The following is a 13,464-nucleotide window of genomic DNA, read 5'->3' as shown; positions in this document are numbered from 1 at the left end:
GTCATGGCCGAGCATGCGATGGAGTCCAAGCTCCGGCCAGCGGTCGAGTTGTACACCGTAACAATCTGCATCGCCGCCGCGGTGTTGTGCGTGTACTCGCCCTGGGCCGTGGCCCTGTCACCCGAGATCGGGCAGGTTGCGGCGCTGGCCTATACCCTGTTCGGCCTGATCCGCCTGCGACAAGCCTGGGAGGTGTTGCGCTATCGGCGCAATATCCGCCGGCTGCCCCGCTACGAGCTGACCAGCCGGCAGATTCCGGTCAGTCGTAAGCGTTTGTTCATGGGTCGCGGCTTTCGCTGGACCCGCCTGCACACCCAGCGCTTGGTCGAGGCCCAGGATCCGGCGGTCGCCCATTATGTCGACCAACCGACCCACTACCGGCTGGCCCGTGAACTCGAACGGCGCCTGGAGCATGCACCGTTTCCGCTCTCGATACTGGCCCGTGTCACCGCCTGGGACAGTGCCTTCAATCCGTTGCGCCCTTTACCCCCAGTCGGTGGCTCGCCTCTGTTGCATGGGGTCGAGCCCAACGAAACGGAAGTCAGTCTGCCGCTGGGCGAACGGGTCGGACACACCCTGGTGCTGGGCACTACCCGTGTCGGCAAGACGCGACTCGCCGAGGTGTACATCACCCAGGACATTCACCGCGTCGAACATGAGGTGGTCATCGTCTTCGATCCGAAGGGCGATGCCGACCTGCTCAAACGCATGTACGTCGAAGCCAAACGGGCCGGTCGGGAAAAGGAATTCTATGTTTTCCATCTAGGCTGGCCAGAGATCTCCGCGCGTTACAACGCGGTGGGACGTTTCGGGCGCATCTCGGAGGTAGCATCGCGCATCGCTGGGCAACTCAGTGGCGAAGGCAACTCCGCAGCCTTTCGCGAGTTCGCCTGGCGCTTTGTCAACATCATTGCCCGGGCTTTGATCGAGTTGGGCCGGCGCCCAGACTACCTGCAGATCCAGCGACATGTGGTCAATATAGACGCGCTGTTCATCGAATACGCTCAGCAGTTTTTCGCCAAGACCGATCCGAAAGCCTGGGAAGTGATCGTCCAACTGGAAGGCAAACTCACTGAGAAGAACATTCCCCGGCATATGGTGGGACGCGAAAAGCGTGTGGTGGCCATCGAACAGTACCTGGCGGTGAAACGGGTATTCGATCCGGTGCTGGATGGACTGCGCTCGGCAGTACGTTACGACCGCACCTACTTCGACAAAATCGTTGCTTCGCTGCTGCCGCTGCTGGAGAAACTCACCACCGGCAAGACCGCCCAACTGCTGGCCCCCAACTACACCGACCTAGATGACCCGCGACCAATCTTCGACTGGATGCAGATCATTCGCAAACGCGGCATCGTTTACGTCGGCCTGGATGCGCTGACCGACGCCGAAGTCGCAGCCGCTGTGGGCAACTCCATGTTCGCTGATTTGGTCTCGGTCGCGGGCCACATCTACAAACATGGCATTGACCACGGCCTGCCCCCATCAGGCAGCAGCAGTGACAAGCTGCCGATAAACCTGCACGCTGATGAGTTCAACGAATTGATGGGCGATGAGTTCATCCCCCTGATCAACAAGGGTGGCGGCGCCGGTATCCAGGTAACCGCCTACACCCAGACCCTCAGCGATATCGAAGCACGTATCGGCAACCGCGCCAAAGCTGGCCAGGTGATTGGCAACTTCAACACCCTGCAGATGCTCCGCGTGCGCGAAACCGCCACCGCTGAACTGCTCACCCAGCAGTTACCCAAGGTTAACGTGCTGACCAAGACCCTGATGTCGGGTGCGACGGACACATCCGATCCGGACGCCAACACGGACTTCACCTCGTCCTCCCAGGACCGTGTCAGCAGCACCAGTGTGCCGCTGATCGAGCCTGCTCATATCGTCAGTTTGCCCAAGGGGCAAATGTTCTCCTTCCAGGCCGGTGGGCAGCTCTGGAAAGTCCGCATGCCGTTGCCAAAACCCTCCAACGTCGACGCCATGCCCAAGGACCTACAGGAACTCACTCAACGGATGCGGGCGGCCTATAACGCGCAGGCGGGGCAATGGTGGAGCGCAAGCGGTGGCGGCCCAACTACCAACTTCGATCTGGATCAGGTGGGGTAGCCCTACCCCACAACAGGTTTCGATTCAGCAGAAAACGATCCAGGAGACGTATTGCCCACATCAACTCTGCAGCGCGCAATGGGGTGAACTATGGCGACTTCCACCCAGAACACGCCGCCACAACCGATCCAGCGTCCGGGATTGATCATCTCGACGATCAGCCTAGTCCTGCGCATCATCGGTTTGCTGATTGCCTCGTTGCTGTTCTCGATCCTCATCGAGTTCGCCGGGCTGCTACTGTTCTGGGGTGATCAGGGCTGGCGGCATAGTCAGGCTATGCTAACCAGTGAGTTGGGCTGGCTCAGCGAGCACTTCAAAGCTTCACTTCTCATCCAACAGCCTGGGAAAACAATTGTCCAGTGGCTGGAGCTCCTCAATCAGTGGCTGCTGGTCAAGACTGGCTTTGAGGATTTTGCCCGGCAGGCGCGGGTTTCGGGCCAGGGCAATGGCTTCTGGAGCTGGGCGAATCAGCTCTACGTGAGCATTGAGGATTTCGTACTGGCGGCGGTGTATGTGACCTTTACCTTCGTAGTGCGCCTAACCATCTTGGCTCTGGCCACACCGCTATTTTTGTTGGCCTCGTTCACCGGTTTTGTCGATGGTTTGATGCGCCGCGACCTGCGCAAGTTTGGAGCCGGGCGAGAAAGCAGTTTTGTCTATCACCGAGCTAAACGAGCAGTGATACCCCTGCTGCTCGTACCCTGGATCATGTATCTGTCCCTGCCCTTTTCGCTCAATCCTATGGCCGTCTTTTTGCCTTGCGCGATGATGCTCGGAATAACGACAGCCATCACCGCGGCGACGTTTAAAAAATACATTTAATAAAATGTAACGCTGACGTGTTAAACCATTCCGGTGAATTTAGCCAAAATCGCGACGACATAACCGCCAATAATAGACAAACCAACAATACCCAACGGCCGCTGCCACCAATCACCGCTAGGGGACGGCGGCATAGACTGCTGATAAAAATTGATCTGCCCGATCTGATTTGCGTTGACTTGGGTGGCTGCTCCATTTTGCATCGAGTTGCGCCACTGAGCTTCCTCAAGACGTTCGAATTGAACCTGAACACGCCTCTTGAGTTGGCTAGCGGAAAGGAGAATTTGCTTTCCAATAATCATCACACCCAGCAAACCGAAAAACAGCAAATTTCCATAGCTGAGCGGGTTTTCCTGGCTGAGGGTAGGCGCGTGCTCCCATACAAAACCGATGTAGGGTGATGTGACCTGGTAAACATCGGCTACTAAATTTTGCACAACCCCTCCCAAATGCCCAAAAAATTTTGTGCTCGCGAGAGTCTCTGCTTGATGGTGCAGAAAAATCAACGATGAAACCAAATAAAATAGCCCCCCGAAGACCATCAAGGAGAAGCCCACGGCCTGTCGAATACGGTACCGCCGAATTGCTTGTTGGATGTTCACTCTCTGCTATCACTCTTCGTTAACTGATTTCGTCCGCGCTTATCTGCGCCCCGCTAACAATGCTGTTAGCGGAATCAAAAGTTAACGGCTACTAATCGTTTTTCATGAGTAACCAATGCTGTACTTGCGGTCCAATCGTGTCATTTTTCCGCGTTTCGTAGCTCTCGATACGGTGTTCGAACTCGCTCCACGATCAGAGACTGTATCGAAATAAAATGACGCAGCGTGTTTCGTGTTTCTTACTGCTGAGTCCTGGACGTTAGTTGAATGCTGGCCCCATCTCCAAATGGGCTATCCACATGCCGACTACATTTTTCCGAATCTGCCTACTGCTCATATTGATGACGTTCCATAGCGGCGGCTATGCCGCATCTGCTCATGAGCGCGAGCAGCTCAGCCTAGTTCAGCAGCAGGTCGACACTATTGAGCGCCTTGCGGCGCAAGCTAAGGTAGCCAGGACCTCCGAACCAAACGAACGCTATCGCTTCGACTATCCCCGCCTGTCTCAGGACATCCAACGCATTCGCCAAGGAATGCAGAACTATCTGTCGCCCTCCCGTGCTCAACCTCACGACGCTGGTGAGCTGGTCGGCGATTACCGCCTCGACATCCCGTCCGTGGAACCGTCGCCATGAGCATGACCGACGCTCAGACCGCAGCGTTCCAAAACGCCTCCGGTTTCTCGGCACAGAGCAGTTCGACACTCTGGTTGTCCCTGGTTCTCGTCCTGGCTTTGCTCTGGTGCACCTGGGTGATGTGGACGGCTTACCGGGGCTGGGCCACCGGCAGTGTGCGCTTCGGCGCGTTTGGCGGCAGCGCCGCACGTGTTTTGCTCGCCCTACTAGTCCTGATGTTCTTCACGCTGTCCTAATCCAGGAGATCACTGCCATGCTCAAGTGCTTTACCCCTCTAAAAAACAACCTGCGTGATCGTGCCAGCCAGCGCTTGATCGGCCTGCTGTTGGTGCTCGGCCCAAGCCTGGCTTTTGCCGAGCTTCCCACCATGGAGGCTCCTTCGCGTGGTGAAGGTTCCGGGTTGATCGAGACGATCAAAAACTACGCCTATGACGGCGGCATCCTGCTCGGTTTGTTGATCGCCCTGCTCGCTTTTCTCGGGGTGGCTTGGCATTCCCTAACTGTCTATGCCGACGTGCAGAACCAGCGCAAGACCTGGAAGGACCTCGGCGCGGTGGTCGGCATCGGCGCCCTGTTGGTGGTGATCATCATCTGGTTCCTGACCAAGGCCGCCGCGATTCTGTGAGGTCGACATGAACGACACTATCGAACGCCTTGCCGACGGCACCTTGGTCTTTCTGCCGGAGCGACTCAACCGCGATCCTGCCGTACTGCGCGGTTTGACCAATGATGAGATGTGGGTAGCTCTCGGCACTGGCGCCGCCATTGGCCTGCTGCTGGGCGTTCCTCTAGGGATCGTCACCTCGTCTATTGCCGTTGCGCCGACCAGCATGATCGCAAGCATGGCGCTGGTGTTATTTGCCGGTGGTACGCTTTTGCGTCGGGCCAAACGGGCTCGCCCCGAGACCTGGTTGTACCGCAAGCTCGAATGGATACTCGCCAGCCGTTGGCGCCTGGGGCGCGGAAGTTTGATTCTCCACTCCGGCGCCTGGACGATTCGCCGTTCGCGTCGACTGCGCCCTGCCCTGTTCCGGTGGCAACCATGAATCGTTTTCGGAACAAGGTGGATGCCCAACACGCCCACATCTTCAGCCTGCGTCTGGCGGTAGTGATTCTGGCCCTGGTCTGTGCCGGACTTTGGTATGGCTGGCGCTCGGCACCGACCGATCTGACGGTGCATGTCCCCCCGGATCTGCGCTCGGGCAGCACTCGCAAGTGGTGGGATGTCCCCCCAGAGAATGTCTATGCCTTTGCCCTGTACATCTTTGGCCAACTCAACCGCTGGCCTTCGGATGGCGAGCAGGATTATCGCCGCGCCATCTATGGCTTGCAGTCCTACCTGACACCCGCCTGCAAGGCCTTCCTCGACGGTGATTATGAGTACCGCAAGGCCGCCGGCGAGCTGCGCCAGCGGGTGCGTGGCGTCTACGAAATTCTGGGCCGAGGCTACAGCGAAGATCCGGAACTCAGGGTCAAGCAACTCGACCGCGACAGCTGGCTGGTCAAGCTCGATCTCAATGCCGATGAATATTACGCCGCCGAACCGGTGAAACGGGTGGTGGTGCGGTATCCATTGCGCGTGGTGCGTTTTGATCTGGACCCCGAACGCAATAAGTGGGGGCTGGCACTGGATTGTTATCAGGGCACTCCGCAAAAAATCTCCCTGCCTGGAGGTGAGCCATGAAGCGGATTTCTACCCTGGGACTCACCGTTGCACTGATGCTATGGGGAGCTGTAGCGCAGGCCGTCGAGCTGATGCACTGGGAACGCCTCCCCCTCGCGGTCCCGCTGGTGATCAATCAGGAACGAGTGGTCTTTATCGATGAGGCTGTTCGCGTCGGTGTGCCCTCAACCCTGACCGGCAAGCTGCGTGTGCAATCAACCGGCGGCACGCTGTACCTGCGAGCGTCGGAAGCCATTGCACCGACCCGACTGCAGCTGCAATCGGTCACGACGGGCGAGATCATCCTCCTGGATATCGCGGCCACTCCCGGCGATCAACCGCTGGAGCCCGTACGTATTCTCAAGAATGCTCAGGGGCAAGCTACCGAGGCTGAATCTAGCACCGTCCCTGTTCCAGAACGCACACCGATCCCGGTCGCTTTGACGCGCTACGCCGCGCAAAGCCTGTACGCGCCGCTGCGCACCGTGGAGTCCCTGCCCGGTGTACGCCGCGTCCCGCTCAAGCTGCGTACCGAACTGCCGACCCTGCTGCCGACCGAAAACGTGTCCAGCACACCCATCGCCGTCTGGCGACTCGGTGATTACTGGGTGACGGCGGTGAAATTGCGCAATCGTGGTTCAGAGACGGTGCAACTCGATCCACGTCGACTTCAGGCCAAGCTGTTCGCCGCGGCCTTCCAGCATGCTTTCCTCGGGCCTGTCGGCAGCGCTGAAGACACCACGATCGCCTACCTTGTCACCCGCGGTGCCGGCCTCGAGCAAGCCGTGCTGCTACCGCCCGTTGCGCGAGGTGCTGACGATGAAAGCTAACGCCTTGCTCAAATGGCTGGTACCGGCTGCGCTGCTGGGCGTGGTACTGATCATCCTGAAAACCTGGGTCCCGGGTGGCAGCACACCTTCTCCAGAGCACCCAGTTGATCAGGGCAATATTCAATTATCCGCCGAGCAAGCCAAGTCGCTCGGCATTGCGGGCGATACCCCACGCGACACGGTCGCCACCCTGGTCGGCCAGGTGAAGGCCATGCGCAGCGACATGCTCGGTTTGAAGAAACACAATGACTCACTGCAGACGGAAAACAACCGCCTACGCGAGCGGGAAAACAGTGTCGATTCGCGTATCCAGACCGCGCTTGGCAGTGTGACCCAGCAGGTCGACGAAGGCCGCCGCCAAGCCAACGAGGCCCGACTCAAAGCGGAACAAGACAGTCGTCAGGCTCGCGGCCTGCTCACGCAATTGCAGGATCAGTTGTCGGGGCTGACCGGCAAAGGCAAGGATATGCCAATCGGATTGGGGCTCGAGCCTGGCGACGGTGCTCAGTTTGACGGACAGCATCCTGCCAATGATGCGCTGCAGTGGATTGAACCCTCGGATGCTTCGGGCACCGACACCCGAGGCAAAACCAAGACCTCCTCCCTCGCATTGAGTCTGCCTACCGCCTTCAACTCACTGGAAGGCTTGAAAGACAATCCTATTGATCGCAGCCAGAAACAGCTACGTGCAGTCACCAAGGGTGAGCGTGACCTGACGCGATCCGTTGACCGAACCGAAGGGGCGAAGCCGGTCTACACCATCCCCGAAAACGCGACATTGATGGGCTCAGTCGCCATGACCGCGCTGATCGGCCGCGTCCCGGTGGACGGCACTGTGAATGATCCCTATCCCTTCAAAGTGCTGGTCGGCCCTGAGAACCTGACCGCCAACGGCATCGACCTGCCAGACGTCGCGGGTGCCGTAATGAGCGGCACCGCGTCCGGTGACTGGACCCTGTCTTGCGTACGTGGACAGGTCGAGTCAATCACCTTTGTGTTTACCGATGGCACCATCCGCACGGTACCTCAGCCGAAAGCAGTAGCCAGCCGCACTGCCTCCACCACCCAGAGCTCAAACACCGACAAGATCCGCGGCGGACTCGGTTACCTGTCCGATCCGTATGGCATTCCTTGCATCGCTGGCGAGCGCCGCTCGAACGCTCAGCAATACCTCGGCAGCCAGAGCCTGATCACTGCCGCCGGCGCCGGTGTCGCCGCCCTGCTCGGGGATGAGCGGAACAACAGCAGCGTAATCAGTTCAGGCGGCAGTACCCTCGGGGTCACCAGTAGCAGTGGCAACAGCGCGCTGAATTCAATTCTCAGCGGCGGGGTCAGCGACATCCGCGAGTGGGTCAACAAGCTGTATGGCGAAGCCTTTGCTGCCGTGTACGTGCCACCGGCAGCACAAGTCGCGCTGCACCTCGACCATGAGATCACCATCGACTACGAGCCCAAGGGCCGGAGCGTTCGCCATGAAAAAGACCATGCCTCCCTGCCTGACCTGGATTAGCGTGTTCTGCTGGGTCCTGGCGGGGTGCTCCACCGACAAGGAGACGCTTCTGCCCCATGGAGAGCAAACCATGCTGGACATCTGGAACGGCGCCGGTTCGCAAGGCACTCAGCAGCAACTGCTGGATGCTCGGCAGCAGTTACGCCGCCCGTTGGCTCAAGCAGATTTCTCCTTTTCTCTCCAGGAACCGTACACTCGCACAGCGGCGAACGAGATCCGCAACCTGTTCCCTCGCTTGCCCAATCCCGATCTGGTGCTATACGTGTATCCGCATCTGAGTGGTACCGAGCAGGCACCGATCCCAGGTTACTCGACCGTCTTTCCGTTCTACCAACGTGTGCAGTACGCATTACCTGGTGAACGTCAGGAAGACCTGTAGTGCGTAGCGGCGATTCGGGCAATCGCACTCCCACGTGGAAAGGCTGGCGCAATCCATTGCGCCCTCGCGCGACCTTGGCCGATGAGGCCGCACTCTATGCGCACAACCCCAGCTTCACCGATTACCTGCCTTGGGTCGAATACCTCGACACTCAGCAGTGTTTTCTACTGGATGACAATCGCTCGGTGGGTGCGGTGTTCGAGTTGCTGCCCATCGGCACCGAAGGGCGCGAACCCGATTGGCTGATGGCGGTCCGCGACGCCCTCGAAGACGCCCTGCAAGATAGCTTTGACGAGCTGGATCAAGCGCCTTGGGTGGCGCAGTTTTTCTGTCAAGACGACAACGACTTCACACCCTACCTGACCCAGCTCACCGATTATATTCAGAACAGCGCGCGAGGTACGGTCTTCACCGAGGCGTATTTGCAGCTCAGCCGCCGTCATCTGAAGGCCATCGCCAAGCCCGGTGGTCTGTTTGAGGATCAGGTGGTGACGCGCCTGCCCTGGCGCGGCAATAACCGACGGGTGCGTCTGGTGGTCTATCGCTGGCTTGAATCTGACGCTGAGGAGACGGGACTCACCCCGGTGCAATCCCTGCAACAGGCTTGCGAACGTATCCGTGCTTCGTTGCAGGCGTGCGGGGTGCACTCAACGCGAGTCGATGGCCGAGGTCTGTATGCCTGGTTATTGCCCTGGTTCAATCCGGCCCCCAGGCTCACTGATGAAGCGCCCGAAAATTTCTACCGCCGCGTGGCCTATCCGGAGTCGGGTGACGGTGAGTCGCTGGATCTGCCCTTCGATCATGACTTTGCCGAGCGGCTGTTCTTCAACGAACCGCGTTCGGATGTGCAGCACGGACTCTGGTTTTTCGACGATCAACCCCACCGGGTGATAGTGGTGGACAAACTGCGGCGGGCACCATCGATTGGTCAACTCACCGGCGAAACCCGCAAGGGTGACGCGGTGAATGCGCTGTTCGACCAGTTACCCGAAGGTACGGTGACGAGTCTGACCTTAATGGTCAAACCACAGGATGTACTCGAGGATCAGTTGAACCGCCTAGCTCGCAAAGCCATCGGTGAAAACCTGGCCTCGACCCAGACTCGTCAGGATGTCGAAGAGGCTCGCGCGATCATCGGCCGCCAGCACAAGCTGTACCGAGGAACCCTGGCGTTCTACGTACGCGGTCACGATGAACAGCAATTGCACCAGCGCTCGGTCAGCCTGGCCAACGCGCTGTTGGGCGCGGGGCTGCAACCGGTAAGTGAAGGCGATGAGGTCGCCGCCTGCAACAGCTACCTGCGTTGGTTACCGATGGCTTACAACCCGGCCCGCGACACGCGTAACTGGTACACCCGCCTGATGTTCGCCCAGCACCTAGCGAACCTGGTTCCGGTCTGGGGCCGCAGCACCGGCACCGGCCACCCGGGCATCACCCTGTTCAACCGCGGCGGCTCGCCATTGAGCTTCGACCCATTGTCACGCCTGGATCGGGCCATGAACGGTCATCTGCTGTTGTTCGGCCCCACCGGTGCCGGGAAGTCGGCGACCTTGGTCACCCTACTGATGCAGGTCATGGCCGTGTACCGCCCTCGCCTGTTTATCGTAGAGGCCGGCAACTCATTCGGCTTGCAGGGAGACTACTTCGCGACACAGGGCCTGTCGGTCAACAAGGTCCAATTGAAACCTGGCGCCTCGGTCTGTCTCGCCCCGTTCGCCGATGCTTGGCGCCTGGTCGAGCAGCCGGATCAGGTGGCGAGTCTGTCGATCGATGAGCTGGACGATGAGGTGGTAACCAGTCACGAAGACCAGCGCGATGTTCTCGGCGAACTGGAAATCACTGCCCGCCTGATGATCACCGGCGGCGAGGCCAAAGAAGAGGCGCGCATGAGTCGAGCCGATCGCAGCTTGATCCGCGAGTGCATTCTCGATGCGGCGCAGACCTGCGTCGCGGCGGGTCGCCAGGTACTGACCCGCGACGTACGCGACGCCTTGCTGGGCATCGCCGCCGACCCGCACTTGCCGGAGAAACGTCGCGAGCGTGCCCAGGAAATGGGCGAGTCCATCGACCTATTTTGCCAGGGTTTCGAGGGTGAACTGTTCGATCGCGAAGGCACGCCTTGGCCCGAGAGCGATGTGACCATTGTCGACCTTGCCACTTACGCGCGCGAAGGCTACGAGGCACAGATGTCCATCAGCTACATCAGCTTGATGAACACCGTGAACAACCTCGCCGAGCGCGACCAGTACCTGGGCCGACCGATCATCATGGTCACCGACGAGGGTCATATCATCACCAAGAACCCGTTGCTGGCGCCGTTCGTGGTCAAGGGGACGAAGATGTGGCGCAAGCTCGGCGCTTGGTTCTGGCTGGCGACGCAGAACCTTGCTGATTTTCCCACGGCTGCGCAGACCATGCTCAACATGATCGAATGGTGGATTTGTTTGAATATGCCGCCCGCGGAAATCGAAGAAATCGCACGGTTCAAGAAGCTTTCACCTGCGCAGAAAGCCCTGTTGCTCTCCGCCAGCAAAGAGCCGGGGAAATACACCGAGGGAGTGGTGCTGTCGAAAAAGCTCGAGACGCTGTTTCGAGCCGTGCCACCCAGTCTTTACCTCGCTTTGGCCATGACAGAGCCCGAGGAAAAAGCCGAACGCTGGACACTGATGCAGGAGAATGGCTGTTCGGAGTTGGAAGCGGCTTACCGGGTAGCTGAACGGATCGATAGCGCACGAGGAATAGAGCCCATATAAGGGAGGTGTGGCGCTCCCAGCTTGGCCAATCCGGCAGCTAGCCGTTGGACACCTTTTCAACGTAGGCATCCATGAACCAGTCAGGGACCTCATCAACCTTGAACTCAAGGTCCGTCCCATCCGTAACTTCGGCCAGCAGCACCAGATCGGCACCGGAGTTATCGAAGATGTAGGCCCGGTCCGAAGCAGCAATAGCCACAGGCAGCAGGCTCAGGCAACGGCCGTAGCGCTGTACAATTTTTTCTGTGGGAACTGGGTGCCCACCTGCCGCGACACGGTTCCTGACCCTGTTGATATTGATGTCAGGGTCTTCAGTTGCCACAAAGTACAGGTAGGTTCGGTATCCAGACTCTCTTGCCTTGAGCATAAAAGCGATTTTGTCGTCGCTAGACATCACCGTTTCGAAGGTGAAAGACAGCTGGTCTTCGAGGAGCTTGTTCCGGATGAAGTCAGAGAGCACGGAGGCAAAATAGGAGTTCATCGCGACCGTCTGGAAATTCAGGCCGTTGCTGCTAAAGCCTATGTTGGTCGCCTCCTCATCGAGCCGGGCAGACCTGACCAGCCGATGCTCCCTAATGAAACCGAGGACCTCATCACCCTCAACTTCCAGTTGAAAATCACTGAACTCCAGACGACCGCTGTCTTTGGCAGCCTTCTCGATTTCATCCGGGTTAATGTAGATACCGATCAGGTGGGAAGGGATGGCACTCTTCATCGTGCTCTTGCCGGAGCCGTTGGGTCCAGCAAAGACCCTCAACCGAGGGACAGTCATGAGCAACGGCGCACCTTAATGACGCCACCCAGAGTCACTTTGTGCTTGGGCTTGGCCACCCGAATGACTTTGTGCTTACCGTCAGCAGTCGTTTCAACAAGCATGCCGTTCATGACTTCCATCACACTGCGGCCGGCAGCCAGGGCGTTGATATAGGCGGTATTGATGGCGCCTTCAGCCATGACCGGGATCTTATCCTCCAGTCGGCTCACCAGATCGTCACTCAACACTCGTTTGGCTTTCATATCGCGCTCCACGTTCTCAGAGCGTGCAGAATCTGCACTTAATCAGAATCTTAGCTACGTAAACCTGTTTGTAACAGGGCGAAAGCTACTTCTGTCAGCCTTCATTCTAGAGGAATGGCGTCTGGAACCATACCTTTCAAGAGATTTTCACGTTCGATGCATGACCGGTGGCATTTGAAGCAAGTGCCGCCCTTGGTGCAGCGCCCAAATAAGGGAAGCACAATCCCCCACCGAGTTGTTCAGCCGGTGGAAAAAACGCGCCAGCGAAGCGGCAATCGTTCTTAAACTGCATGGTCTGTGTCGATGCAGCCAGGTTGAGTGCAAACGGGCGATCAAGACGATGCAATCGCCCATAAGCAACAGGGTTACTGTGACACGCTCCGAAGCCGTTGCTGAATTCTCAACAGAAAACCGGCTTCGAAGGCATCTTGGCAGTCACCGACAGGAAAGGTCTTGCGCGTTTGCGCCAGTTCCCACCACAAAGGAATATCGGTCGTTGCCTCAAGCCAAGCCTGGGCACATTGCACACCACGCTCGATCATCGGCGAAAATTCGCTGCCCCAAGGTGTCAGAAGACTTGGGCAACCATCCGCCGCAGGAATTGAAATGTAGTTTTGGTCCATACACACCCTAAATTTCTGATTTATTGTTAGATGCTGGGCGCAGCTTCGAAAAGCGTAACGACACCAAATGAACGCTCGATACCAGGCATGAACACCAAATGGCCTAGTTGAATGCCAATGTAGACTATATCCCGTGGATTGAGAGTCCCTCAAGGCGCAATTTGCGCGCATGACTCAAGACTACGAACAACTTCGTCTGCAACTGGCGGAGAACATCCGCTGGATGCGGCGCGTAAAGAACCTTACCCAGGAGCAGCTGGCGCTCATGGCCGAGGTGGATCGCACCTACGTCAGCCAAATCGAACGATGCGCGGGCAACCCCTCGCTGTTGGTCCTGTGCAAACTCGCCAATATTTTCGAAATCACCACAGATCAACTACTTGTAGACGCCGATACCCTGCGCAGCTCCCTTCACGTCAAATAATAGACCCACGCCTCACAAATCCGATAGATCCGCCTTCATAATTCCCACTGACAGTCTTCAGTCCCTAACCGAACCTGCCCAGGCCATACACCGAGAG

Annotated in this window: 16 protein-coding genes; 12 read left to right on the top strand and 4 right to left on the bottom strand. The window is 58.3% G+C overall.

Features of this window, described 5'->3' with window-relative positions:
* Nucleotides 1-3: 3 nt before the first annotated feature.
* Nucleotides 4-2,109 (top strand): type IV conjugative transfer system coupling protein TraD, encoded by a 2,106-nt coding sequence (gene traD / locus PSH76_RS08995; RefSeq protein ID WP_020300899.1) that lies wholly within the window; start codon nucleotides 4-6, stop codon nucleotides 2,107-2,109.
* Between the two features lie 90 nt (nucleotides 2,110-2,199).
* Nucleotides 2,200-2,931: a TIGR03747 family integrating conjugative element membrane protein gene (locus PSH76_RS08990; RefSeq protein WP_032903626.1), complete on the top strand. Its 732-nt coding sequence runs from the start codon at nucleotides 2,200-2,202 to the stop codon at nucleotides 2,929-2,931.
* A gap of 20 nt (nucleotides 2,932-2,951) precedes the next feature.
* Here PSH76_RS08990 and PSH76_RS08985 read toward each other — a convergent pair whose 3' ends face one another.
* Complete coding sequence (locus tag PSH76_RS08985) at nucleotides 2,952-3,533, bottom strand: hypothetical protein (protein ID WP_020300901.1); 582 nt, start codon at nucleotides 3,531-3,533, stop codon at nucleotides 2,952-2,954.
* A 299-nt stretch (nucleotides 3,534-3,832) separates the two neighbouring features.
* Between PSH76_RS08985 and PSH76_RS08980 the strand changes: the two genes are divergently transcribed.
* The 9 genes from PSH76_RS08980 to PSH76_RS08940 are packed head-to-tail and all read left to right on the top strand — an operon-like array spanning nucleotide 3,833 to nucleotide 11,303.
* Complete coding sequence (locus PSH76_RS08980; protein ID WP_020300902.1) at nucleotides 3,833-4,168, top strand: RAQPRD family integrative conjugative element protein; 336 nt, start codon at nucleotides 3,833-3,835, stop codon at nucleotides 4,166-4,168.
* Nucleotides 4,165-4,404, top strand: a complete 240-nt coding sequence (locus PSH76_RS08975) for a TIGR03758 family integrating conjugative element protein (RefSeq protein ID WP_020300903.1) — start codon at nucleotides 4,165-4,167, stop codon at nucleotides 4,402-4,404. The genes PSH76_RS08980 and PSH76_RS08975 overlap by 4 nt, the downstream gene beginning before the upstream one ends.
* A gap of 17 nt (nucleotides 4,405-4,421) precedes the next feature.
* Nucleotides 4,422-4,793 (top strand): TIGR03745 family integrating conjugative element membrane protein, encoded by a 372-nt coding sequence (locus tag PSH76_RS08970; protein WP_020300904.1) that lies wholly within the window; start codon nucleotides 4,422-4,424, stop codon nucleotides 4,791-4,793.
* A 7-nt stretch (nucleotides 4,794-4,800) separates the two neighbouring features.
* Nucleotides 4,801-5,214: a TIGR03750 family conjugal transfer protein gene (locus tag PSH76_RS08965; protein ID WP_020300905.1), complete on the top strand. Its 414-nt coding sequence runs from the start codon at nucleotides 4,801-4,803 to the stop codon at nucleotides 5,212-5,214.
* Nucleotides 5,211-5,852 carry a PFL_4703 family integrating conjugative element protein gene (locus tag PSH76_RS08960; RefSeq protein WP_020300906.1) on the top strand — a complete coding sequence of 214 codons (642 nt, stop codon included), beginning with the start codon at nucleotides 5,211-5,213 and terminating at the stop codon, nucleotides 5,850-5,852. Before PSH76_RS08965 ends, PSH76_RS08960 begins: the two co-directional genes overlap by 4 nt.
* Nucleotides 5,849-6,661 carry a TIGR03749 family integrating conjugative element protein gene (locus PSH76_RS08955; RefSeq protein WP_020300907.1) on the top strand — a complete coding sequence of 271 codons (813 nt, stop codon included), beginning with the start codon at nucleotides 5,849-5,851 and terminating at the stop codon, nucleotides 6,659-6,661. Before PSH76_RS08960 ends, PSH76_RS08955 begins: the two co-directional genes overlap by 4 nt.
* Entirely contained in the window at nucleotides 6,651-8,171 is a 1,521-nt protein-coding gene (locus PSH76_RS08950; RefSeq protein ID WP_020300908.1) for a TIGR03752 family integrating conjugative element protein, read from the top strand. The genes PSH76_RS08955 and PSH76_RS08950 overlap by 11 nt, the downstream gene beginning before the upstream one ends.
* The gene (locus PSH76_RS08945; RefSeq protein ID WP_032903625.1) at nucleotides 8,134-8,550 is read left to right on the top strand and encodes a TIGR03751 family conjugal transfer lipoprotein; all 417 of its coding nucleotides are present in this window, start codon (nucleotides 8,134-8,136) and stop codon (nucleotides 8,548-8,550) included. The genes PSH76_RS08950 and PSH76_RS08945 overlap by 38 nt, the downstream gene beginning before the upstream one ends.
* The gene (locus PSH76_RS08940) at nucleotides 8,550-11,303 is read left to right on the top strand and encodes a conjugative transfer ATPase (RefSeq protein ID WP_032903624.1); all 2,754 of its coding nucleotides are present in this window, start codon (nucleotides 8,550-8,552) and stop codon (nucleotides 11,301-11,303) included. The genes PSH76_RS08945 and PSH76_RS08940 overlap by 1 nt, the downstream gene beginning before the upstream one ends.
* Before the next feature lie 37 nt (nucleotides 11,304-11,340).
* On the opposite strand, the gene PSH76_RS08935 is transcribed toward PSH76_RS08940, so the two are convergent.
* The 3 genes from PSH76_RS08935 to PSH76_RS08925 form a co-directional block, all read right to left on the bottom strand.
* The gene (locus tag PSH76_RS08935; protein WP_020300911.1) at nucleotides 11,341-12,075 is read right to left on the bottom strand and encodes a zeta toxin family protein; all 735 of its coding nucleotides are present in this window, start codon (nucleotides 12,073-12,075) and stop codon (nucleotides 11,341-11,343) included.
* Complete coding sequence (locus tag PSH76_RS08930; RefSeq protein WP_020300912.1) at nucleotides 12,072-12,320, bottom strand: hypothetical protein; 249 nt, start codon at nucleotides 12,318-12,320, stop codon at nucleotides 12,072-12,074. The genes PSH76_RS08935 and PSH76_RS08930 overlap by 4 nt, the downstream gene beginning before the upstream one ends.
* Before the next feature lie 365 nt (nucleotides 12,321-12,685).
* The gene (locus tag PSH76_RS08925) at nucleotides 12,686-12,943 is read right to left on the bottom strand and encodes a LasR-specific antiactivator QslA (RefSeq protein ID WP_076964374.1); all 258 of its coding nucleotides are present in this window, start codon (nucleotides 12,941-12,943) and stop codon (nucleotides 12,686-12,688) included.
* A 169-nt stretch (nucleotides 12,944-13,112) separates the two neighbouring features.
* On the opposite strand from PSH76_RS08925, the gene PSH76_RS08920 reads away from it, so the two are divergent.
* Nucleotides 13,113-13,367 carry a helix-turn-helix domain-containing protein gene (locus PSH76_RS08920; RefSeq protein WP_020300913.1) on the top strand — a complete coding sequence of 85 codons (255 nt, stop codon included), beginning with the start codon at nucleotides 13,113-13,115 and terminating at the stop codon, nucleotides 13,365-13,367.
* The last annotated feature ends 97 nt before the right edge of the window (nucleotides 13,368-13,464 follow it).

This window comes from Pseudomonas sp. FP215 (genome assembly GCF_030687795.1).
Lineage (GTDB): Bacteria > Pseudomonadota > Gammaproteobacteria > Pseudomonadales > Pseudomonadaceae > Aquipseudomonas > Aquipseudomonas salmasensis.
The sequence above is the reverse complement of the archived record's forward strand: the minus strand, read 5'-3'. Positions and strand labels throughout refer to the sequence as shown.